Genomic DNA, 25,907 nt, shown 5'->3' on the forward strand with positions numbered 1-25,907 from the left:
CATCCAAAAAAGCCTTAACGCCACGAAAATAACTTTAATTCAATGACTTATTGAGCGTTAAAATCAAATTCCTTTCTACAAAATGTTAACAAGTAACCAATCAGTAGTAAGCCACCACTCGCCCCTACACATCTCACCTACTTTTTTATTTCGTACACTAATTATTTAGTAAATTATCCAATTCAACATTCAATACAGGCCATAGATTGACCTATCAAATACTTTTAAAATCAATTCTTCCATGATTAAGTGATTCAGATATTTCCGTTTGATCAAGTGCTTATCGCCTTCTATATTATGAAATAGAGCACATAAAAATGTGCACCCATGGATTGAAAAAACAACAAGACCAAGGTTGGCAGCACCATGAAGAATCCCTTTTCCACTATCCTTTCTCGAAAGGACAGACACGGCCCTCCTGCCGATGAAATAAAGAAAAGTGTGTTAGATGTCCTGCCAGAAGGCATCTTCATATGCGATGGAGTGCAAGATTCTCATTCTATCTTTTATGCCAACCCAGCATTTGGAGAGCTATATGGATGTAAACACTCCGCCATTGTCGGACAAAACCTAACTCAGTTTTACGCTCCCCTCCTTTCCAGCGCCGACCTAGATAAATTAAGAACAGCTGCAGATGCCGGAAACAAAACAAACTTTGTTGTAAGGCCAGGCAATGCAAGTACGTGGATAAAAGTCGATATCCAACCGATGTTTAGAGATGACGGCTCTCTCAATTATTTAGTAATTACCAATACCGATATTTCTGAAATTCAAAAAGCCAAAGCTGCTCTTAGAAACAGCAACCGACAATTAAAAGAAATGGTTTCACAGCAAAACAAACGTATTAGCGAACACGAGCTACAGATAGGTGTTATTTTCGAACAAGCTGTCGACGCAATGATTTTGCTTAACGAAAGCAATCAAGTACTCGATGCTAATGACTCTGCGCTATCGCTTTTTTGTCACCAAAGAGCTGACATTCTTGGTCTAGATATCACCTCATTGCTCATCGATCTCAAACCCTCGCTAATAGAACAACAACTAAAGCAAGTTCCTATGTTCCAAGAGGTATCACTTAACCAAATATTCTATGTTCATCGCGAAAGTGAAGTACTCTCCTTATCCGCCGCGACTCGTTATATTTCGATTAAAAACTGCAAGTACGTTCTCATAACCCTTCACGACAGAAGTTCGGAGCACGATGCTAAAATGGAGCTTAAGCGCAGTGAATCAGAACTGGAAAGTGTGGTTCGGAATCTAAACTTAGCGACACAAGCTGGAGGTATCGGAATTTGGAGTTGGGACTTCGAAAGTAATGAAGTGACTTGGGACGCTCGAATGTATGACATCTATGGCGTCGATTCACAATCATGTGAAAACAATTATGCTATGTGGCAAGAAAGGGTCCACCCTGAAGACGTCGACTTCGCCGAACACGCGTTACTTTCTGCGCGTGAAAACTTGAGTCAATTCAATGCTGAGTTTCGCATTCTACTGCCTAGTGGAGATATACGGTGGGTTAAGGCGGCCGCAGACGTTGTTTTCGCCGAAGACAATATCTCGCCCATAGGTATGGGTGGAGTAAACATAGACATCACCAAAGAGAAAAAAGCTCAAGCTTCTCTGCAGCAAGAAAGTGAAATTGCTCAAGCTGCAAACGAAGCAAAATCCATGTTTCTAGCCAATATGAGTCATGAGATCAGAACGCCAATGAATGGCGTTGTGGGCATGTTAAGTTTACTGAGCGAAGGCAAACTCGATTCAGAACAAAGAGCCATGGTCTCTACCATTAAAGATTCGGCATTAACCCTACTTCATATCATCAATGACATTCTAGACTTTTCCAAAATTGAAGCGGGACAAATGAGGCTAGAAAGCGCCCCTGTCGAGCTGCAGAACCTACTCGAGCGCTCGCTTGATGTTCTCTATCTTCAAGCAAATAACAAAGGGATCGATATGTACTTAACCTATGATCCCCAGTTACCCAAAGTGATAATGAGTGACAGTGTTCGAATTAGCCAAATCATGCTCAATTTAGTCGGTAACGCAGTTAAATTTACCGACAGTACAAGTGAGGTCAAAGGTAAAGTTTGGGTTTCTGCTTCTTTAGGTTCCAATGGTATCGCTCCTTGCGTTGACTTAATGGTGGAGGACAATGGTATTGGTATGACAGAGGAGCAACAAGAAAACCTGTTTAAGGCTTTCACACAAGCCGATACAAGCACCACACGACTCTACGGCGGCACTGGATTGGGGCTTTCTATTACTCATTCACTTCTAGACCTTATGGGTGGCAGCATAAACGTTGAAAGTCAATTTGGTGTGAGTAGCCGATTCACTCTTGAATTACCCTTTATAGAAGTGGAATCACCGCCGGAAGATCTTATTCCACAATACATCAATGGCACGAGAGTCTTACTTGTATCCAATGAACAAGACGTGATTACTTTCTGCGACATCAACCTATCAAACTATGACTGCAAGGTACATTTCGTTCCTACAGTTCAACGTGCAATTACTGTCCTCAATCACGCTGAAAAGACCGAGATAGAAATCGATGTCGTGATCTTCGGTCCCGACATTTATCACAACTATACCGACGGCAAGCTGTCTTCATTTGAACAAGAACATCTTGATAGAAACAAACTTATTCTCCTTACTTCAGATGCAGGTGCAAAAACTGGCTTTTTGAAAACCAACACGTACATTATGAACTGTAGCCCGTTCAAACCTAGCGAACTCACTACGGCTATTTCCGTGATAAAGGGGCATGTGAGCCCAGACATTACTCATTTAGGAAATACTACTGACGCTTTGATTATTGACGAACCTAGAGATGAACTGATTCTCGTAGTCGACGATCAACCTACGAATAGAGATGTACTAAAGCGGCAACTCTCCCATCTAGGTTACCAGTGCGAAATTGCCAAACAAGGACAAGAAGCATTGCACATGTGGCAATCCGGAAGATTTGACTTAATACTCACTGATTGCCATATGCCGGTCATGGATGGCTATGAGCTGACTAGCCAAATTCGCCAACTGGAGCGTGAAGACAAGAACCTAGGCCATATCCCCATAATTGCAATTACTGCAAATGCAATGAAAGAAGCCTCAGAGCAATGCATGACTTGTGGGATGGATGATTATCTCACCAAACCTGTCGAACTGAAGAAGCTTAATACCTCAATTATTAAGTGGCTGAAGCTGTCACCTGCATCACCCCAAGCAATTAAACCTAATAGTACAAATGCAGACGAAGGAGGCTCTCCAATCTGTATGCAGTCTCTCAAAGAGATACTTGGAACAACGGATTCATCGATCGTCTCTCCACTTTTAGAAGGCTATTGGGAGTCCGTTGCGGAAGACCTTACTTCCGCCGAACACGCTCTATTGGAGCGAGACGAACTTAATCTACAGCAAATCGCACATGCAGCAAAAGGGGCTGCCCGTTCAGCAGGCGCGCAAACGCTAGCAGAAACATTTGAGAGAATCCAAAACATAGCGCCACAAAAAGATTGGAATACCCTCACAAAGACTTTAATGGAAAGCAGAACAGAAGCAGAAAAGTTAAGGGTTTACCTTATCGAGCAGTCAATCATAGAAAGTACGGAAGCTTCGTTATGACTCAATTTATCCCTCGTGACTTTACGATCCTCATTGTCGAGGACCATAAGTTCTCACGCAAAGCCCTGATCAACATGCTTGTACGAGCAGGGTATGAGAACTTACTCAGTGCTCAAGACGGTGAAGAAGCACTGCAAAAGTTAAGCAAGCATCATGTAGATCTGATCATTACTGACATCAACATGCCAAAAATCAATGGATTAGAATTAATCAAAACAGTACGTGAAGGAGAATCAGGCGCCTCTGATTTAACTAGCATTATTGCAGTAACGACCCTATCTGACACAACAACAATAGCAAGCTGTATGACGTTAGAAGTTGATGCATTTTTAGTTAAACCAATCACCGTTCAAAGTGCTCAAGAGCAGATAAAATCGGCAGTGTCTGAACCAAAACGTTTATATCAAAAACACCTTTATGACACGGCTACAACAGAGGTCAGTTTTCAACCACCTGAAGAGGATTCCGAAGCAAACTCTCCAAAAGTCAGAGAGGTTTCTTCCCAAGTCGTTGAAATAGAGACATTATCTGAGCTGAAAGAAGGAATGATCGTACTAGAGAATATCTGCGTTAAAACAGGCGGTTGCTTGCTCAAGGCAGGAACAAAGCTGAACGCGAAATTAATCCGTCGTTTAAATGAGCTCAGCACAATCATTGAAGTCCACTCTTTCTACGCTCGAATAGATGAAACTCAGCTAGCGTATGAAATTTAAGGCTGTTTATCGAAAACTTGAACACCTTCAGGCAACTGGTACCAATCTTGTTTCTCGCTGACCCAAACATGCACGGTTGGCTCAAAAACATCATGATTGGTCGTTGTGCTGGCTTTTAGCTTTAACTTGAGTGTTGACTGTTCATCAGGATTGAAATGGTACACTCTGTTTCCGCAATCTGGGCAAAATTTCGCAAAGTTCTTGTTACCACTTTCCGCTAGTCGCTGCCATTCTTTTAACTCACCTTCAAATTCAATGTCTTTTGCACCGACTACTGCGGTAACACTAAACGGAGCAGTGGACAACTTTTGACACTCAATACAGTGGCAGGCAACTACCATCTTAGGGGGTTGGTTGAGTTTGTAGGATACTTGACCGCACTGGCAAGACCCTTCTACCAAATAGCTCATTTGCTTCTCCTTTGCAGTGAATATCCCTCATTACCCATAATGAGGGATATTCAAAATAGCAAAGTAAGATGGTGGTAGGAAAGGATTATTAAAAATAACAAAACTTGTCGCAGATTTTAAATCCACGACAAGTTCACTGGATAACACTAAGCTTTTACAGGCTCTTTTTTTGATTCAAGATTTGAGTAAAGTGAATCAACGATTTCTTTCGATCGCACTGCAAGAACAGATAACAAGGTGTCACTTAGTCCGTGCGAAGATTCGCAGCAACCTTGAAGGAACACGTTAACCTTACATGAATCCTGCATCGGTAAACGGTAGTGGCGTTCAACCTGTTTATCAGACATCAAAGGTTCGAGCTTATCTAGCATCTGATTAAACTGGTCGTAACGATACCCGGTAGCAAGAACAACTGCATCATAGTCGTGCCAGTTCTGCTCAGTGTGGATCCTATCATTGTATCGAAGTGAAATCTTACCTTCCTTCTGTCCAACTTCTTGAATATCATGACAGCGTAAATGTTGATGCTTTCCTTCGCCTGTGACTTTCTGTAGGTACAGGCGCTCATAGATTGCACTGAGCTCTTCCGTATCAACCACTGAGTAGTTCGTACCATTGAAACGTGACAGAATTGTCTTACGTTCTTCATCCGAGCTTGAATACACATGGTCAGTAAACTCTGGATCGAAGATCTCATTTACAAATGCACTGTCATCAGCAGGGTGTAGAGCAAAGTTACGGTTAACCAAGTGTACTTCGCCATCTTCATAACGATTTGTTAGGTCGACGAAAATCTCCGCTGCACTTTGGCCCGCACCCACGACCGCAATCTTAGGTGTTTCAGTACCTGCATTAAACTGCTCGCGCCATACTTTATATTTAGAAGAGTGAATGACCTTTTCGTCATCTAAACCGTTGAACAACTCCGGCAATTTAGGCATACCGCCCATACCAATCAGAAGGTTTTTTGCAATACGTACAGTTCGATTGCCGTTAATGTCTGTCGAAACAACGCGAACCTTGGTAATTTCACCATCAACTTCAATCGGTTCTATATCAATGACCCGTTGTCCGTAAGTGACAACTGATTCAAATTGATTCGCAACCCAAGTCAGATAATCATTGAATTCAACACGAGATGGATGTAGCGAGCCTAAGTTAATAAATGAGCTCAAACGATCGTGAGAGTGAAGATAGTTAACAAACGAGTATGGGCTAGTAGGGTTACGCAAGGTCACGAGATCTTTAAGACAAGAAATCTGCATTCGAGTACCGTCTAGTAGCATTCCGCCATGCCATTCAAAGTGAGATTTTTGCTCTAAGAAACAATAACTCAACTCTTGATGTTGAGCCGTTTCCTCTAATGCAATGGCGATTGACAGGTTGGCCGGGCCAAAACCTACACCTAAAACATCATATTCCTTAATCTGGTCTGTCATTTTTTAACCTCTTAATTTTGTTGAGCTCTTTGGCCCTTTCATTCCGAGATACCCGAGTAATTAATAGCAATCGCTAAAAAAGGTATCCCTCAACTGACACATTAACGCTGCCCTCTTATGAGGGAAGTCGAATTCTTTTAACTTGGCGAAGCCGTACTGTTCGAGATAACCAATCATTTTGGCGTTATCCGCTCTTGGCTCGCTGATTATTTTTTCTGTCCTTGGATCGGACAGGTAAAGGAAATGGCACACAGAAGGAAGCCAAGCTGCTACCTTGTGGCTGCCTCGGTGATGCTCCTCACCAACAAGCATATGAATGCCACGATCGTAATCGCCAGCGGCATAATAAGGTGCAATACGATCTTCTTTTGTCCAGTAGGCTTCAATATAAGCAAATGGCTCGTTATTCAAACAAACAATCAGCAATTGATTTTTGTCATTCGAGAGTTGCTCTTCTAGATAAGACTTATGCTCTTCAAGGCTGCCTGTTTGCTCCCAGAAAGCAGCCACTCGTTGACTGTTCTGCCATTTTGAAAACAGCTGCGCATGTTCTTCAACATCAAGACCCACGAGAGAAAGCGTTTGCTCTAACTCTGGGATATAACGACGGTATAGCTCACCTTTTTGCGGCCTTGGACGCAAAGGGTGATAGCCATTACTTGCCAGAACTTGCTTGTGAGGCATTAATTGACGTTGCTGCTGTAACCAAAACTCTGGCAGTTGAAGCAAACTCTCTCGCCAGACAAGTTTGATACCTTCAGCACTAACTTGAACGATATCTTCTAAAGCAGAGGCAGCATTTTCGTTAAGCTCAATGCAGCGAATATCTGTGCGCTGCTCCAAAAGTAACACCAAAGCTTTAGCGTACTCAGAACCTGTTAATGTATTCTCATTAACTCTCCAGTATCCACCGCTCTCTTTGCTAACCGTTATTCTACCTTCACCAAGATCGATACAGCATTTATCCCCTTGCTGCTCAACACTCTGCCCAAAGGGCAGAGTGTTTAGGGCATTAGTGTTACCAGTCATAGCTCAAGCTCGCAATCACGTTGCGGCGATCACCGTAGAAACAAGTTGAACCACCGTAACACGTCGAAATATATTCTTTATCGAATACGTTCTTCGCGGCAACTTGGAATTTATAGTCTTCGAAACGGTAGCTCACTGTCGCGTCATACAATGTATATGAAGGTACAACATTTTGGCCTTTGTTATCCCCATAAGTATCACCGGTATAACGTAAACCACCTCCTAGGCTGAGGCCGTCAAGCACTCCACCAAAGAATTGGTACTTTGCCCAAGCGCTCGCCAATAAATCGGCTACCTGCTCCGGTTGATTTCCTACGATGGTAGAATCAACATCATCTTTAATTTCTGAATCGACATGCGAGATGTTACCAATTAGCGTCAGTGAATCAGTGACGTTAGCTACTGCTTCTAGCTCCATTCCAAGGTTTCTGATTTCGCCAATCTGTTTAATTTCCGTACCTGAGTTGACTGTCTGAACAACGTCTTTTTTCGTTGCATGGAAAATAGAGAAATTGAAATAGCCATCAAAGCTTCTTGGTTGATATTTAACACCAGCTTCAAACGCTTCGCCACGCTCCGGCTTAGCAGCCTGTTTTGAAACAGTTTTTACAAAGGGTTCAAATGACTGGGAGTAGCTAACATAAGGAGTTAACCCATTGCTCATCACATAAGCAACAGCAGCATTAGAAGTCCACTCTTTATAGTCGGCTTTATAGCTGCTACCCGATGTTTGGTTAGTAGTCTCATTTGAAGTGTCGTCATATCTAAGACCAGCTTGAACCACCCAATTGTTATACTTCGCTTGCTCTTGGACATACAAGCCTAGCTGGTTATTTTTAGTAACTGATGTTTGCAAATCTGATTCTGATAGTTCGCTAAAAGTGCCTGTATGGGTGTCCAACAATACAACGTTATTTGAGTAACTTGGGTTATAAATATTAAATGTAGGATCAGGTCTTACGCCTACACCAGGAAGTGGTATGAAAACAGAATTGTTACCATCAGCCACGAGAGGGTCTGCGGCATAGTCTTTACTGGTAATATCGATAAGCTGATAATCTACTCCAGTAAGAAGAGTATGCTCTACATCACCAGTTTTGAACGAGAAAACTAGACGATTATCAATGTTGAACGCGTCTGAATGGCCTTGTTCAGTTGTAGCGCCTCTAAGTAGTGTTTTTCTCTCACTTGTAGGATCGAGGACCGGCTGTAATCCAGAGTCTGCTACATATCCATTTGAATAAATCTGACGCAGATCGATATCCATGCGGCTATAACGAGCAGACTGACCAAAGCTTAGAGCGCTATTGAACTGATGCTCAAATTCATACCCTAATGAAAGCTGCTCACGCTCGAACTTTTCCCAATCTGGGTTACCAACTGCAACATTATCCGCTATTTTTCCATTTGGATTACTTGTTAAAGTTCCTTCCATTGGTAAAAACTGTAGATATGGATTCGAGTCGTCTTTCTGATAGCTAGTTAGAAAAGTAATGCTAGAACTGTCGCTAATGTTCCACGCTAAAGAAGGGGCAATTAAAATGCGTTCTGCATCAACATTGTCGACTTTTGTACCATTCTTACGGCCCATAGCCACCAAACGGAACGCGACATCTTTGTTAATCTCGCGGTTTACGTCTACACTTATCTGCTTTCTATCAAACGAGCCAAACTCTACCGCTACTTGGCCAGAGCCACCATCGAATTGCGGGCGTTTACTAACTACATTGATTAAGCCTCCCGGTGGTGTCTGACCATATAACGTAGAAGCCGGACCACGTAAAATTTCAACACGTTCTAGGCCAAACGGATCAATTTGCCAACTGTAAAAACCCGCAGAGTATAAACGCGTACCATCTTGATACAGTCCGTTATTTGCTTGTTTGAATCCACGAACAACGAACCAATCTTGTTTGTTGTCATCACCGTAATGGTTAGTTTGAATACCCGGAGTGTACTGAAGTGCATCCGAGATACTGATAGACGCTCGGTCATCCATTTGCTCTCGTGTAACAACAGAAACTGCGCGAGGTGTTTCATGAATAGCTAAATCTGTTTTGGTCGCTGTTCGACTCTTTTGTCCTAGATAACTGAAGTCTGGTCCAACTGAGCTTTCGTGCTGCTGACCTACCACCACTACCGTTTCGTCTTCTGCTGCATTAACTACACCAGCAGACAAGGCAAATGTTACTGCTAAGCAAGCTTGGCTCAGCATAAACTGCCGATTCATATGTTTCTCCTTAACTTTCGGCTAAACCGAACATAATATTAATTATTATGATAATTGTTATCATTAGCATTACAATGCGAACGAAGTGTAACGAGTTTTATAATAAAATGGAATCTATAAATTAGTTGATATGGATCTATAATGTATTGTTTATTAATAAGTACCCAAGTTTATTAACAACACTCTCATCCTGAACTATCCCCAAGTGATCAGTATCGAACACCTCACTGCTTAAGAGGGCGTTAACCTCAGATAGCTTTTCACACAATAGTTTGTCTCGACCCTGTGGCTTACCAGCCCAATATGCAGTCGGCTTAGCGAGTATCTTTGGCAATGTATAGTCACGACATAATGCGCGCATGTGCTGCTCTACCGCCCAGCTGTACATCATTTGCTGCGCACTTTCAGATAGATAGTGATCAAAGTTTTGTGACGCCAACCAAGATGAAAATACGCTTGGCCAATTGTCAGGAGTTGATTGGTCAAATCCTGCAAGACAGGTTTGCTTCTGCCCTTCCGATAACTTACCTAATAGCAATTCTAGATGCTCAATCAGCTTGGCTTTTGCTGTCGGTGATTCCCATTGGTCTTCGGCAATTTCAGTGCCAGGCACATAACAGTCGAGCAACCCAAGGAAAGCAACACTTTCACCAGCAGCTTCGAGGCGAGCTGCGACTTCTTGACAGAGCGCGCCACCAAGCGACCAACCAATCAATGTGTAAGGCCCTAATGGCTGTATTTGACGAATAGTCGCGCAATAAGTATCAGCCATTGCGCTAAACGAAGTGTCAAAGCGATTTGGATAGACGAAGCTCTGAGACTGAACACCATAAACGGTCCGTTTACCAGCCAATGCTTGAGCCAGTTTCTGGTAGCCAACTGTTCGGCCTGTCACTGGGTGAATGCAGAATACAGGTGCAATCCCTTCAACATTAGGATTAAGCTTCTCGATCAGTTTGAGGTTAGCTTTGGCTTCTATCGCCTCGCCTTTTTGCGATTTAGATGCCGAGTGTATCAATTCAAGCTTTTCTATCCATGCATTTGCTTTGGCCTCGATATCTGATTGAGAATAATGACTCGTTGCATATTCAAAATCAGCGCTCAATACACCATCCACAACTTGGGCATTGATGACTAAAGGCGTCAATATGGTGTTGCCATCGGCTTGATCTCGTGAGTTTGACGACACTGGTTGACACCAATGAGCAAAACCATTGCCTTGATACTGCCCTAGGTAATTGAATGTTAGCTGCGCAGTTTGTTCTTCAGGCTCAGCGTCTAAGTAGCGCAGTCCATAGCCAATGCCTGAGTCTTGGCTCAATAATGCCATACGCTTAGCGATATCGTCTCGAGAATCTGAGGCATTCAAAGTCATTGGATATAGGCTCGTCATCCAGCCCACCATGCGGCTGAGCTCTAAACCTTCAAATACAGATTCGTCGCGACCATGACTTTCTAGATACACGCTTTGAGTCTCTTCGCTGCTTCCCATGATTGCTGTCAAAGCAGAGACGAGTTCAACTGTGATATTTTCAGTACTCAGTAAAGCTGACGTCAACTCTCGGCTTAGCGCTACCTTTTGTGAACGCTTGTTGCCATAGATTGCTTTAGCGTGTGTATTTTCCGCATGGAAAGCTTGTTCATCCCAAACGGCTTTTCTAGCTTTGCCTTGTTCTGTTGATGCCCATTTTTTGAGACTATTCACCGCCATATCCAGAGAGGTGTAAACAGGCGGTAGCTCAACTGTTTTGGTTGAGTTTTGGTCACTAGAAAGCGTTTGCTGATAGGCACGCCATAAATCATCCATCAGGACTCGCCATGAGACGCCATCTACAGCCAGGTGATGAATTACAATCATCAAGCGAGATTTCTGCCCCTCAATTTGAGCGTACCCTGCCTGAATCAGTCGGCCCGCTTCGATATCAAGGCTTGTTTGCAACTCGTGAGCGAACACTTCGAATGCTTCTAAGCTGTTTAGCTGAGTTTTCCATAGAAGATCATGGGTAACATTCTCGACGTATTGCTGCTGCCATTTACCCTCATATTGAGAAAACGACAATCTCAACGCAGGATGGTGCACTACTAACCCTTTAAGCGCAGTATCCAGTGCTTGAATATCCATATCCTGCTTCAACTCAACACACACATGCTGGTTCCAGTGATTTGGCTGAGCAAAGTTTTGCGCCATGAAATGAGCCTGAATTGGCATCAGACCAAATGGTTCTTTTGGTAACTCTCTTTGCTCTTGCTCAACTGCTGCTTCAAGTACTTGTGCTAACTCGTTCAATACTGGCGCTTGGAATACTTGCTTTGGAGATACGTTGAGACCTGCCAGTTTCAATTTGCTCACTAGCTGAAGGCTCAATATGGAATCTCCACCTAACGCAAAGAAGCTATCTTCTCGGCTGACAGAATTAATACCCAGTAGCTCTTGCCAAATCCCAGCAAGGAGAGTTTCTTTCTCACCTTGCGGTGGCAAACCTTGCGACAACTCAGATTTGAATTCTGGTTCCGGCAGCGCTTTTCTATCCACCTTACCTGCTGGAGTTAACGGCAGATCATCTAGCACCACGAGATGCGCTGGTACCATATACTCCGGCAGGTGCTCTGCAAGCTCAGCTAATATCGAAGCGCTATCAGCCTCGTTTGCTTCAGCGCCGTGCAGGTAACCCACAAGGTGGGTCATAGAGCCATGACGATGCGCCGCAACCACGCAAGTCTCGACACCGGATATTTGCTGAAGCCTTGATTCGATCTCACCCAGCTCGATTCTGAATCCACGGATTTTTATCTGTTGGTCAACACGGCCAAAATATTCCATGACACCGTCTTCCCGCCAACGAACTAAGTCACCAGTGCGATACATACGCTCGCCATTATTGGTAAATGGATCCGGCATAAACCTTTCTGAGGTCATATCCGGCTTACCCAGATACCCACGTGCGAGGCCGACTTCTTCACCAATGTACAACTCCCCAACTGCGCCTTCGGCAACTTGGTTAAGCAAACCATCTAACACATAAAGTCTACGAGCCCCAACAGGTTGGCCGATAGGTGCATAGGCGCTGGTTAGCTTATCTTGTGAGTAAGCACGCCAGATCATTGGTGTCACCACGGTTTCTGTTGGCCCATAGCCATTAATAATACGTGGTGGATTCACAATAGATTGCAGGCGGTCATAGGTTTCACGGGTAAAGGCTTCACCACCCAAAGTCCAAGAACGTACATTCAACTGAGGCTGAGTGGTCTCAATCCAGTCCAGTAAAGGCCCGACGTAGCTTGGAGGGAAACAGGCTATCGTAATCCCTTCCTGCTTGAGGATTTCACAGGTCTTTTCCGCACTCCAAAGTTGTTGATCGCGAATCACCAAGCGAGAACCAAACGCCAAAGGCACCGTCCAGCGTTCTACCGCCCCATCAAAACTGATTGAAGCAAAGTGGAGTTCAACGTCATCTTGCGTCATTCCATATTGAGCGCCAATCGTCTGCACATGCATACTCAGGCCATCATGGGCAATCGCCACACCTTTAGGTTTACCCGTCGACCCTGATGTATAGATGATGTAAGCCAACTGCTCTGGCAAGAGTTTTACTTCTGGTTTGGCTTTTGAGAGACCTTGCCAATCTAGCTCACCCATATAAAGCGGTGAAACTGAAGCCGCCTGATCCGCATGTGCGAGGATGTGCGAATTAATCTCTTCCCAACGTGAGCGCAATGATTGATCGCTGATGACCAAGCTCGCAGCAGAATCCTCGATCATGTAAGCCAATCGGTCGGTCGGATAATCAGGGTCAAGTGGTAGAAACGCCCCACCAGCCTTCATAATGGCGATCATCGCTATGATCATATCGTTGCCGCGCTCAAAAAGAACGCCCACAGCTTGATCGCGATCGACACGCTGCTCTACTAACTGGTTCGCCAGCTGGTTCGATTTTTCTTCCAGCTGTTTAAACGTCACACTATGCTGGCCGTGTTTTAATGCAATGGCTAACGGTTGCTCAATACCCTGAAGGTCGAACAACTCAGTGACGGGTTGATAACGCCACTCACCTTCTGGTTGCGACAGTTGCGATAATTTGGCGAGTTGAGCCTCATCCAGTGAGTTAAGCGCAGCCAATGGTGTATTCAGGTTTTGTTCTGCTTGTGAGACCAACAGATTCAGAGTGCTAGTAAGCGAAACCATCATGTCGGGGTCGATACGATCTTTTGCGTAAGTCAACGTTACCTGAGTACCGTTCGAAGATTCCAACACATCCAAAGCAACATCAAACAGTGCAAAGTTACCTTTAAGCGCCAGCGGCTTTACCGCTACACCCGAAGCAAACTCGACCGACTCGGTTTGATTGACCTGGTGATTAAACAACACTTGAAAGTAAGGCGTTTCGCCAACCAACCTTTCCGTCAACAATGAAGAAACCACACGATCAAACGGCAATAACTGGTGTTCCTGAATCTCCAACACTTTGCTGTGAGCTCTAGCCATGATGTGACCAAAGCTCTGATCAGGTTTTACGTCTTGAGCAACCACATTAGTGTTTACGAAAAAGCCAATAACGTCAGACACTTCGGCTCGGGCGCGGTTAGCCATTGGCATACCAATGTTGATATCGTTACGTCCTGTCAACTTGAACAGCGCTGCCTGCCAAATGGCTAGCCAAAAACTCGAAGTGGTGACGTTATTTTGCCTTGCAAGGCGTGCAATGCGTTCAGAAACATTACCATCAAATTTTAGGCTTACCTGCTGTGCTTCTCGACGCTGATTAGGTGCAATATCGCCCGTCCACTCAAACAATTTTTGCGGCTGCTTCTCACCCAGCTCTTGCTGCCAGAATTGAAGATCCTCGTCCCCTTTGCCCGCTTTTAGTAGTGCATCCTGCCAGACAGAAAAGTCACTGTACTGGATACTCAATGGCTCTAGAGACTCACCCTGATAGGCGGTGACCAGATCCCGCATAAATAATCCGATAGACCAGCCGTCAGACACTATATGGTGCATCACGATGATCACATGGGTTTTGTCTTCAGATGCACGAATACACGCCATTCGCACTGGCATCTCATGAAGCAAATCAAACGGCTTAGCGATAAATTCCGCTGTCCATTCGCCCAGCTGACTTTCCGTTAAGTGCCTAGCATCTTTAAGCTCAACGTGAGCAATACAGTGCTGGTCAACATGTTGCTTCGGCTCACCTTGGTCCGAAACAACAAAGCGCGTTCTTAGGGCGTGGTGTTTACTCATGACACCAGCAAGCGCCAGTTCCATTTTATCGGTAGAGAGCTCACCAGTTAGCTCAAAACCACCACTGATATGGTAAGCACTATTACCAGCATCAAGCTGATAGATGTCCCAAAGTCGTTTCTGTGCCGGAGAAAGAGGCACATCGCGCACCTCCTCTGCTGGGACAATCGGTAACTTTTCGAAACTCATTCCTTTGGCGTCAAGCAGAGCGATAAATTTCGCCTGCTCTTGCTCACCAAGGTTTAGAAAGCGTTTTGCTAATGCAAATTTGTCTATTTTTGGTTTTTGTTGTGCTTTTGAATTTGATTCTTGGGTCATAACAATTCCAACTCGTCCATTAGTGCAGCCATGGCGTCGAGTTCATCCTGTTCTTGTTCATTGTTTACCTGATACTGAGATTGAAGTGCATCCGTTAACGCCTGTAGCGTCCCAGCGGCAAAGAAGTCCGTTAATGAGATCGCTAAGTCGAGCTCTTTTTGTGCTTGAGCGACGATACGAGTGGCTAAAAGAGAATGGCCTCCGAGCGCAAAGAAGTTATCATCTAAGCCCACTTTTTCTGAGCCAAGGACTTGCTGCCATGTGTTGGCAAACCAGATTTCCAGTTCACTCTCTGGGGCGCGATATTCCACCTTACTCCACTCTGGAGAAGGCAACGCTTTGCGATCACGCTTGCCATTTGGTGAAAGAGGCATTTCATCCAGTGCAACGTAGATGGCCGGAACCATGTAGTCTGGAAGGTGGTCATTCAAGTGCGCTTTAGCAGCGGTTTCTTTTTCTGAATTCCACTCACCGCAAACCACGTAAGCGACAAGCTGCGTACCTGTTTGATGTTCATAAGCAATGACTGCCGATTCATCGACGTCATCGTACTGGTTGAGAACATTTTCAATTTCTTCCAGCTCAATGCGAAGTCCACGAATTTTTACCTGATGATCCAATCGACCCAGATATTCAAGTCTGCCATCTGGCATGCGAACTACTTGGTCACCGGTGCGGTACATACGAGAACCAATGTTCCCATCTTGCTCGCACCCAAACGGATTTGGCACAAAGCGATCGGCGGTCAAATCCGGTCTGGATAGGTATTCACGCGCGAGACCATCACCCGCTAGGTATAGCTCACCTGGGACGCCGACTGGCACTGGATTCCAACAATCATCCAATACATGAAGCTGAGTGTTGCTAATCGCGTGACCAATCGGGATGCGTTTACCGATAGGTAATTCGCATTGCCAGTAAGTCACGTCAATAGCCGCTTCAGTCGGACCATAAAGGTTATGCAGCTGACAATCTGTCGCACCCGTCAACACTTTTTCTGTCAACTCAGCAGGCAACGCTTCACCGCTACAAATAATACGGCGCAGGCTGCTGCACTCTCCAATATCCGTCTCACTTTCAAAAGCATGAAGCATTGAAGGAACGAAATGGATCGTCGTTACGCCCTGCTCTCGAATAGTGCTATGCAATAACTCAGGCTGTCGGTGATGATCTGGTTCAGCAATAGCTAGCCTTGCACCGTACATAAGCGGCCAGAAGAACTCCCATACAGAGACATCAAAGCTAAACGGTGTTTTCTGGAGAACACAGTCATTGGCATCTAACTGATACTCGTTTTGCATCCAAGCCAAACGGTTGTGCAGTGCCGACTGGGTATTTACCACGCCTTTTGGTAGTCCTGTAGAACCGGAAGTAAAGATGACATACAGCGACTGTTCAGCCTGCCAATTTACCACCGGAGCCACAGTGCTCTGCTCGTTGACTTGCTGTAAGATCTCAGCCTGATTTAGCGCCACATACTGACATTGAGGATTTTCTGGCCATTGTGGCAAGGTCTCACTATCGGTCAGTAAAATGGATACATCCGCAGACTCAAGAATATAATTCAAACGTTCTGCTGGATAACTTGGGTCCAATGGCACATAAGCACCACCAGCACGAGTAATCGCGTGTAAGCCAATCACTAGTTCAAACGAACGCGGTAAACCAAGGCCAACTCTGGTTTCTTCGCCCACACCTTGTTGACGTAGCCACTGAGCCAACTGATTCACTTTGCAGTCGAATTCAGCGTAAGTCATCGACTGCTGCCCCATGGACAAAGCAATCGCCTCAGGTGTGCGCTTTGCTTGAGCTTCAACAGCGACTGGTGGAGGAAGCATTTCACCCCAAGATTTCTTCGTCGCGTTGAATGCTTCAATTTGTGCGAACTCGTCAGAATCAACCAACTTGAGTTCAGACAGCATCGCGTTAGGATTCAATGCAACTTGTTCAAGCAGCTTGAGCCAGTGACCAAGTAACGCTTCAACAAACGTTTTATCGAATACTGGTGCTGCATAGTTAACAAAACCACTCCATTCGCCGTCATCATAAGCCTGAACATCTAAGCTTAATTCTAACTGAGCCGCGACCACGCCCGGATCAAACGCTTCTGCTTGTAATCCTCCCCATTCAGTGAGAATTGAGCGCTCAATACGTTGGAAGTTGAAACTCGTCTGGTACAACGGATGGTGCTGCAAATTACCCGTCACACCAAGAGACTCTACCAATACTTCAAATGGCACATCCTGATGGGTCAACGCCTGCTCGGTAAAACGTTTTATCTCTAGCAGCAGATTGTCGTAACTCATTGCAGCGTCTAACTGCGCAGGGACCACCAAATTGTTGATGAAGCAACCTTGCATCTGCTGAGTATCTGGCTGTGTTCGGCCTGCAACCGGGATACCGACTCGAATCTCCTCACGCCCAGAATACTTGTGCAGCAACAAGTGCCACAGGCTTAACATAACGTTAAATGGGGTCGTTGCACTTTGTGCAGCAAGAGTCTCAATCTCGTTGACCTGCTGCTTGGTCAGAGTGAAGTGATGACGCTGACCGGTGGTTTCTAGCTGATCTCTCGCGACATCGCTATGGAGCACAAGTGGCTCAATATCTTTTGCTAACGCCTCTTTCCACCATGACAGTGATTCTTTGGCGCTATCTGATTTTAACCATTCTTGCTGCCAGCTAGCATAATCGGCGTAATCCAGTACATCAGTCTCAATGTTTGATTCAAACTGACCTGAATGACCGTACGACGAATAAACAGCAGACAGCTCTCGAACTAGGTTTTGAATCGAAATGCCATCAGAGATGATGTGATGGACAACCAGAAGTAACTCAAATTCCTGTTCTGAATGCTTTATTGAGTACGCCCTCAATAGTAAAGGCGATGACAAATCAAAAGCTTCACCGATCCAGTTGAGGCGCTGAGCCTCTAGGTCGAAGAACTCATCAGCTGAGTATTCTGGTAATGCGAAATGACATGCGTCGTCATCAGAATGGATAGACTGCATCAGCTCGCCATCCACCTGCACGAAGCTGGTACGCAGAGCCTCATGGCGGCTAATCACAGTGCGCAACGACTGCTCTAGCCACTCTCTATTCACTTCACCTTTTAACTTAAGGCCAAGCGGCATGTGATAAGCAGAGCTTTCAGGCATCAGCTGTTGAACAAACCATAAACGCTTCTGCGAAGCACTTACTGGCATGTATTCCATGCGCGGCACTGCTTTGATCGTGACTGCAGGTTCTTTGAGTGACGTACACTGAGTTGCCATCACATCTAATCTTGGAGAATCAAAGACACTCTGTAGTAAAAGACGAATCTGGTGTTTTTGCTGCAAACGTCCAACTAGCTGGGTAGCAAGTAATGACTGACCACCCAGAGCGAAGAAATCATCATTACGACTAACTCTCTCCAGCCCAAACAAGGCTTGCCATTCTTGTGCCAGAAGCTGCTCAATCTCACCTTCTGGTGCTTCATAGGCTTTGTGCTGAACATGATTATCAGGCTGCGGCAGTTTTTTCTTGTCGACTTTACTTGCTGGCGTCAACGGCATCGAATCCATGACCACAAGCTGTGAAGGCACCATGTAGTCAGGTAGTACTTTCGCCATTTGAGCGAGAATATCATCGCCGTTTATTAGGTCAGCCTGACCTTCTACGTAACCGACCAAGTATTTTCCAGCTGAACCTTCAAAGGCGGTGACAGCACTCAGTTTACTGCCACTGATGCTCTGTATTCGTGACTCGATTTCACCTAATTCGACACGGAAGCCTCGAATTTTTATTTGGTCATCTGCTCGACCCAGATACTCCATTACGCCATCTTCGCGCCAGCGAACTAAGTCGCCAGTGCGATACATGCGCTCTCCATTATTCGCGAATGGATCGGGAACGAAACGCTCGGCCGTTAAGTCTGGACGATCAAGATAACCGCGAGCTAAGCCAACTTCTTCACCAATGTACAATTCACCACTGACACCAGAAGGAACTTGACGAAGGTCGCTATCCAATACATACAGACTACGTGCACCGACAGCAGTACCGATAGGGGCATAAGCACTTTCTAGCGGTGTTTCAGGATAAGCCTGCCAGATCATTGGCGTCACGACTGTTTCCGTCGGGCCGTACCCGTTGATAATACGCTTCGGATTCAGTACCTGCTGAAGCTTGAAATAGGTCTCTCGTGTAAAGGCTTCACCACCCAGAGTCCAAGAGCGTACCGCTAATGTTGGCTGTTCAACCTCAATCCACTCTAGCAGTGGTCCAACATAGCTTGGCGGGAAACACGCGATGGTCACGGCTTCACGCTCAAGCACTTCACATGTCTCTTGCGCACTCCAAAGCTGCTGATCTCGAATCACCAACTTTGAACCGAAGGCCAGAGGCACAGTCCATCTCTCTACTGCACCATCAAAACTGATTGAAGCAAAGTGCAGCTCGACGTCTTGTGGTGTCATACCATATCGTTGGCCAATGGTTTGAACATGCATGCTCAGACCAGAATGAGAAACACACACACCTTTAGGTTTACCCGTTGAGCCGGAGGTATAGATCACATACGCCAGCTGCTCTTCCAAAATTTCAGGACGACTTAAAACAGGTTGCTGAAGATCGATTTCAGAATACGTAATGATATTATCTCGCTGACAAATCTCACGTGCTAATTGTTGCGAACTGTCATCTGAAATTAACCATTGTGCGTCGCAATCTTCAACCATATAGGCCAGTCGATCTTGAGGGTATGAAGGATCTAAAGGTAAGAATGCAGCTCCGGATTTCAAAACACCGATCATTGCCACCAGCATGTCTGCACCACGAGCAAACATCACACCAACCCGTTGGTCTCGTTGAATGCCGCGTGCGATTAGCTCAGCTGCCACACCATCACTGAAGTTATCCAGCTGTTGGTATGTCAAAGCAAGCCGTCCAGTGCCCTTGGTTGATAAAACACTTCCCCCGAGAGGATTCGCCACAAGCGCTTCACTATCTGGTTGAGCAATCACCTGTTCTTTTAACAGTTCAGTGAAGGGTTTGTAAGCCCAAGGTTCAGACGCTTTAATATGATCAGACAAACGAGACTGTTGCTTAGCGTCCAATACATCAATATCACTCAGATTATGAGCCAACTTATCGACAAGCTGCTCAAGATAATGAGACGTCGTTGCTGACAGCGCATCAATATCTGACTGTGAGAATTTCGCTGAGTCGTACGCAAACACAATACGTAATGATTCACCTGGCAATACCGCCAGCGTTAACGGGTAATGCGTAAACTCATAGCTGTCAGGCTCGCCAATCTTAAGGCCAGTTTCACTAAACAGGCTCTCATCCAATGGATAGTTTTCAAACACCACCAACGAATCAAACAGATTCTCACCAGCCAGTGGTGATTGTGCCTGTACCTCTGACAGAGAGACATGGCTGAATTCACGCTGCGCGCTCGCCTGCTCTTGTATATCGGCAAGCCATTCACCGGTTTTCGCCTGCCAGTCGACCATCGATGTAACAGGCAAGGTATTAATAAAGAGCCCAACCATGGCTTCACTGTTTGCCATTGACGATGGTCGACCCGCAACCGTATTGCCAAAAACAGGCTGAGACTGGCCCGTGTAACGTTGAAGCGTCAGTAGCCATGCGCCTTGAATGAGAGTGTTTAGCGTGATGCCAGATGACTTCAGTTGAGACTGCCAACCACTTAGTACCTCAGCACTGAAGTCCACGTTGTGGCGCACATGCCCTAGTTTATCTTTGTTCGAACCGTATTGTTCAACCAACATTGTTGGCGCTTCAACACCATTCAGATAACCACGCCAGTACTCTTGAGCACTTTCTGGCTCTTGCTGTACAACCCATTCTAAATAGTCAGCAAAATCATGGCTGACAACAGGCAGGCTCATATTTTGGTAGTGAGCAAACAGTTCGCTAAGTAGAACACCGGTGCTCCAACCATCCATCAGAATGTGGTGGATGGTGAAGATACAAGCGATCTCATTGTCGCCCGTTGTCACAAGATCTACTCGCCACAAAGGTTTTAGCTGCTGGGCGCTCGCATCTTGCTCCAGTTCAAAACCTTGCTCAATGAGCGAACGTTTATACGATTCTAGATCAAAGCCTACTTCCTCTCGCCCATCAAAGACTCTGCTCGTGATAGGAAGGTCATCCCATACATACAGATGTGCCTGACCTTCTACTTGATGCAGCGTACTACGTAGAATCGAATGACGCTTCATCAAGGCTTTCCAACCCTCTTCTAATTGAGCAGCGTCAGCTCCCGATATAGGCAAGGTAATTTGGTTGACGTAGGTACTGGTGTCTTGCGATAGCTGAGCGTGGAAGTACAAACCTTGCTGTAGCGTAGACAACGGTAGAATTTGATTCGGAAGTTGATGAGCGTTACCACTTACATGGCTTAGCGTCACGAGACTCAGATTAGTGTTTGGCGCATCAGCTTGTGTCAAAACGGCGGAGTTAGACGTGCAATGTTCCGTCACTGCTTTGATTGCCGCTTCTAAGTGATGAACATACGCATCACACTCAGATTTCGACAGAGTAGAAAGTGAAAACTCCAAATCAACGTCAAAGCCATCATCAGTTTCACAGATATTCAATACAATTGCGGCATCCGCTTTGGAATTTTCTGGTCGCCATAAGCCAAACTCACCCAGTTCAGCCCCCTCCACATCAGCCTGCGTTGCTCGGCCTAGGAAGTTAAATAGAACATCAACATGGTCTTGATACTGCCATTGCTGCTGAACAACACCAGCGGAATAACTCAAACCGCTATCGGTGATTTTATGAGAGCCATCTTTTACACTCGCTAACAGTTCACTAATGCCGTCACTTAACACAACTTTTTGCGGGAACAGCGCAGTATGCCAGTTAACACTGCGTGAAAGATCCAACCCAAACGACTCACTGAATCGACCATGGCTTTCGCGATGAATGACAATCTCGTTTGCAGAGGTTATTTGTTTTACTGCTAGCGCAGACAATGCCATCAAAGTCTGCTCCTTGCTCATTCTGGCAAAGGCTTGAGCCGATGTAAGCAGTGGCTCGGCGAGCTCTTTGGTTATATGGTAACTGTGCTTATGAATTCCTATACTTTCGCCTTCCTTAGCAGAACCTTCAGCAAAAGCTCGTTCTGCTCGCTGAGCATTCCAGAATTCGGACTGTTTATGACTGATATGTAGATTCTCTAATGCCTCATACCAGTCAGCCTGATTGTGCGTTTTAGAAGCTAACGCATAAGGGGCGGTGCCCATTTCTTGCTGATAACTGCCCAGCAAATCTTGAATAAGCACAGGCCAAGAAAGCGCATCAATGACAAGGTGGTGAACGGCAATCAACATCTCGCCCGTCTCGATATTCAAGCCGACAGACAATTGCTTACCAACAGACGGATTAATCGCACTCTGCACAGCATCGGTGTCTATCTGCTCTACATAAAGGTTGAATTCAAAATCTGCACTAGGAACATATTCAGCGAGATACTCTGCTGCGTCATGTGTTGTCGTATCAGAAACCTCGAAAGAAAGGCGCAAACTATCGTGATGTTGCACCACTTGCTTAAGTGATCGGACAATCCCGTCTGCATTAACCGGAGCTGGCAAGTTGAGTTTTGCGTACTGGTTACACAGTTCTAGCTGGCCATTCTTATCTAGCTTGTTTTTGTTAGAATAGCCACGTTCAACGAATCGCTTCTGCATTGGTAGCAAGGCTACTTTGCCATTCAGCTCACCTTGTTCAGCTGGTTTGATTTGGCTATCGAGAACACATAACGCCATTTCACCAAGTATAGGGTGGTCAAACACTTGCTTTGGTGTCAGCATCAAACCTCGCTGACGAAGCTTACCTACCATTTGTAGCGCAGTAATTGAATCTCCACCAAGTGCAAAGAAATGGCTGTCAGAACCAATAGACTCTAGTTTAAGGAGCTCACGCCATAATTCAGCCAGTTGATGTTGAATGTCCCCTTCCAGCGGTGCACCCGCTTTTCGTTCTTCATCCCAAACCGGTGCGGCAAGTTGCTTGCGATCCACCTTACCAGCAGGTGTCAGAGGAAGTGTCTGGCTAACAATGATACGTGACGGCACCATATAATCTGGCAATTGGGAGGCTAATTCTATGCGCCATTGAGATTCAGATTGTTGCTCTGTTTCACTCAATTGAACATAACCAACTAGGCGCTTTCCTGTCGGCGACTCGTGTGCGACGACGGCGCAGAACTCAGCGTTAGCAAGCGTCTGTAGGCGAGATTCAATCTCTCCGAGCTCAATACGGAAACCACGAATTTTTACTTGCTGATCGGCACGACCAAGATATTCAACAACACCATCTTGTCTAAATCGAACCAAATCACCAGTGCGGTACATACGTTCGCCGTTTGCGGCAAATGGATCCGGAATAAAACGCTCAGCAGTCAAGTCAGGTCGTTTCAAGTAACCACGAGCAAGGCCCGATTCCATGCCAATGTACAGCTCTCCAACCGATCCAAATGGTACCTGCTTAAGGTTCTCATCCAGCACATACAACTTACGGTCACCTACAGGCTGACCAATCGGCGCGTACGAGCTTTCCAGTTTATCTTCTGGATAAGCACGCCAGATCATCGGAGTAACGACGGTTTCTGTCGGGCCGTAACCATTGACGATACGAGGTGGATTCACCACCCGTTGAATTCGTTCAAACGTTTCTCGGGTAAATGCCTCACCACCCAGTGTCAATGAGCGCAAAGATAAGTCTTGCGGAGTTTGTTCAACCCAATCTAGCCAAGGTCCTGCATAACTTGGCGGGAAACAAGCGATGGTGACTTTCTCGTCTACCAATACTTGAGTCGTTTTTTCTGGTGTCCACAACTGTTGGTCACGAATGATAAGTGTTGAGCCAAACGCCAGTGGCACAGTCCAACGCTCAACAGCACCATCAAAACTGATAGAGGCAAAATGCAGCTCTGTGTCTTCAGGTGTCATGCCATACTGCTCGCCAATCGTCTGGACGTGCATTGTCAGTCCGCGATGACTGACTGCCACGCCTTTAGGCTTACCTGTTGAGCCAGAGGTGTAAATCAAATACGCCAACTGGTCTAGATTGATCTCTCGATAGGAACACTCAGCAAGCTCAATCACTGGAGCTTCAGCTGCTAACAAAGATTCAATAACAATACACTCTTGAGCACTTTTAGAGCTTACGAAAAGATCTTGAGTCTTTTCCACCAAGTGCTGCTGAGTCAGTAACTGCTGAGCTTCACTGTCTTCAAGCATAAAGCTGATGCGCTCCGCTGGATAATCCGGATCAAGCGGTAGGAATGCACAACCTGCTTTCATGATGCCCAGCATGGCGACTAGCATATCGGTGCCACGCTCCATCATCACACCGACAACTGCTTCAGCTAGCACTTTTCTTTGACTCAGTGAATGTGCAACTAAATTCGATTGAGCTTCTAGTTCTGCGTAAGTCAGCGTTTTATCGCCATGTTTTAAAGCAATTTTTTCAGGACGCAGTTTTGCTTGCTCAGTCACCAGTGCCATAAAGGTCACAGGGTTCCACGCTTGTTGAACCTCGCCATGTTGGTTTAAACGAAGCGTATCCTGTGAGGAAAGCGTTTTCAGCTGCGATAGTTTTTGTTCAGGGGTAGCACAGAATTGTTTTAAAATACTTTTGTAGCTTTCGAGAAAGTTGTCTATTTGATTCGATGTAAACTTCTCTTTTGCATAGACTAATCTGATCGCTAGCTCATCACCTGTAATCGCATCTAAAACAAGCTCAAAAGGCGTTTCCGTTACAGGGAATTCCTCAAAAACTCCCTCTACACTGTGCGTTTTAATATTTAGGTTATGACCATGACTACGATAGTTAAAAGCGGTAGTTGGTAAAGGCATACCACCAACCAATTTTTCTATTGGCAGATGTTCAAATTTGAGTGCGTTACGTAAGTTAGATTTAGTCTTGTGTAGTACGTCAGACAAAGTTAAATCCGCCGACGCCTGAACACCTAAAATTGCATTGTTGACATAAAAACCTATGTTACGTCGGTTGGCCGAATTCCTGTTTAACGCAGGAACATTAATCGCGGGGTGTGCGTGATTCGCATAGCTGGCTAGGGTTAACAGCATAGCTGCTGACAACACTTCAAATCGAGTAATACCATGTTCTTTGGCAACTTTAGCCACCGCGTCTGACTCGTTCTTACTCAACGAATCTTCAACATGCCCAGCCTGGTAAGCATTTTTCTGAACGTCGTTACTCACTGGCAACATACATGGCTCATCACTCATTAGCGCAAGATTTTGCCATTGCTTTTGATCTTCGCTCAAATCAACAAGCTGTTGTTCAGCGGCGAAGGCTTGATAGCTTTGCCCACGAGGCTCGCGAAGCGTTTTACCAGACAAGTTATCAATAACCGATTTGACTAATAGCTGGAGTGACCAAGCATCTACGATAATATGATGAGCAGCGATACAAACAGCGAACTCACCTTCACTCACCTGATACAAAGCTAACCGATAAAGAGGGGAAGCGACCAAATTATATGGTTCGCGAACTTTTTTCAGAGCGTCTTGATAAGCAAAACTCTTAGGGTCAGAATGCTCGCGGGCATCAATGTACTCTATGTAAGGAGATTGAAGCCTTGTTATTTGTGCAGGTTGTCCGTCTTTCTCTTCAATTTCCAAATGAACAGCGCTATGAAGTGACAGTACTGATTTGAAAGTATCGACTATTGTTTCTTTGCTGAGTTCTTTCCCCGACAACCACAAAAGCCCGCCAGTATTGTAAGCAATACTTTCTGGCATCAGTTGCTGGAACAACCATAGACGTTGTTGAGAATGAGAAAGTGGGCCCCAACTAATGTTTGCAGGAGCTATCGAGATATCATCCACTGACATGTGTATACCTAAAAAC

8 protein-coding genes are annotated in these 25,907 nt (G+C 45.4%); 2 read left to right on the forward strand and 6 right to left on the reverse strand.

Annotated elements, in window-relative coordinates; all coding sequences use genetic code 11:
• Positions 1–366: 366 nt before the first annotated feature.
• Together AC6R16_RS01915 and AC6R16_RS01920 are read left to right on the forward strand one after the other, a co-directional pair.
• Positions 367–3,627, forward strand: a complete 3,261-nt coding sequence (locus AC6R16_RS01915; RefSeq protein ID WP_500673386.1) for a response regulator — start codon at positions 367–369, stop codon at positions 3,625–3,627.
• On the forward strand, positions 3,624–4,340 hold the full coding sequence (locus AC6R16_RS01920; protein WP_500641212.1) for a response regulator: 717 nt from the start codon (positions 3,624–3,626) through the stop codon (positions 4,338–4,340). The genes AC6R16_RS01915 and AC6R16_RS01920 overlap by 4 nt, the downstream gene beginning before the upstream one ends.
• Here the strand turns inward: AC6R16_RS01920 and AC6R16_RS01925 are convergent.
• From AC6R16_RS01925 to AC6R16_RS01950, 6 genes are all read right to left on the reverse strand, one after another.
• Positions 4,337–4,750: a GFA family protein gene (locus tag AC6R16_RS01925; protein ID WP_500673387.1), complete on the reverse strand. Its 414-nt coding sequence runs from the start codon at positions 4,748–4,750 to the stop codon at positions 4,337–4,339. The genes AC6R16_RS01920 and AC6R16_RS01925 overlap by 4 nt on opposite strands.
• 146 nt (positions 4,751–4,896) lie before the next feature.
• Positions 4,897–6,189 (reverse strand): lysine N(6)-hydroxylase/L-ornithine N(5)-oxygenase family protein, encoded by a 1,293-nt coding sequence (locus AC6R16_RS01930; protein ID WP_500641214.1) that lies wholly within the window; start codon positions 6,187–6,189, stop codon positions 4,897–4,899.
• 60 nt (positions 6,190–6,249) lie between these two features.
• Entirely contained in the window at positions 6,250–7,218 is a 969-nt protein-coding gene (locus AC6R16_RS01935) for a GNAT family N-acetyltransferase (protein WP_500673388.1), read from the reverse strand.
• Entirely contained in the window at positions 7,208–9,448 is a 2,241-nt protein-coding gene (locus AC6R16_RS01940; RefSeq protein ID WP_500673389.1) for a TonB-dependent siderophore receptor, read from the reverse strand. Before AC6R16_RS01940 ends, AC6R16_RS01935 begins: the two co-directional genes overlap by 11 nt.
• Positions 9,449–9,584: 136 nt before the next feature.
• The gene (locus tag AC6R16_RS01945) at positions 9,585–15,005 is read right to left on the reverse strand and encodes a non-ribosomal peptide synthetase (protein WP_500673390.1); all 5,421 of its coding nucleotides are present in this window, start codon (positions 15,003–15,005) and stop codon (positions 9,585–9,587) included.
• On the reverse strand, positions 15,002–25,891 hold the full coding sequence (locus tag AC6R16_RS01950; RefSeq protein WP_500673391.1) for an amino acid adenylation domain-containing protein: 10,890 nt from the start codon (positions 25,889–25,891) through the stop codon (positions 15,002–15,004). Before AC6R16_RS01950 ends, AC6R16_RS01945 begins: the two co-directional genes overlap by 4 nt.
• Between the last annotated feature and the right edge of the window lie 16 nt (positions 25,892–25,907).

Source organism: Vibrio sp. R10-SG3-ISO10, from assembly GCF_059834185.1.

Bases quoted from the DNA above. Each gene is read 5' to 3' on its own strand.
- AC6R16_RS01915 (WP_500673386.1), top strand. From the start codon at position 367: ATGAAGAATCCCTTTTCCACTATCCTTTCTCGAAAGGACAGACACGGC.
- AC6R16_RS01920 (WP_500641212.1), top strand. From the start codon at position 3,624: ATGACTCAATTTATCCCTCGTGACTTTACGATCCTCATTGTCGAGGAC.
- AC6R16_RS01925 (WP_500673387.1), bottom strand. From the start codon at position 4,750: ATGAGCTATTTGGTAGAAGGGTCTTGCCAGTGCGGTCAAGTATCCTAC.
- AC6R16_RS01930 (WP_500641214.1), bottom strand. From the start codon at position 6,189: ATGACAGACCAGATTAAGGAATATGATGTTTTAGGTGTAGGTTTTGGC.
- AC6R16_RS01935 (WP_500673388.1), bottom strand. From the start codon at position 7,218: ATGACTGGTAACACTAATGCCCTAAACACTCTGCCCTTTGGGCAGAGT.
- AC6R16_RS01940 (WP_500673389.1), bottom strand. From the start codon at position 9,448: ATGAATCGGCAGTTTATGCTGAGCCAAGCTTGCTTAGCAGTAACATTT.
- AC6R16_RS01945 (WP_500673390.1), bottom strand. From the start codon at position 15,005: ATGACCCAAGAATCAAATTCAAAAGCACAACAAAAACCAAAAATAGAC.
- AC6R16_RS01950 (WP_500673391.1), bottom strand. From the start codon at position 25,891: ATGTCAGTGGATGATATCTCGATAGCTCCTGCAAACATTAGTTGGGGC.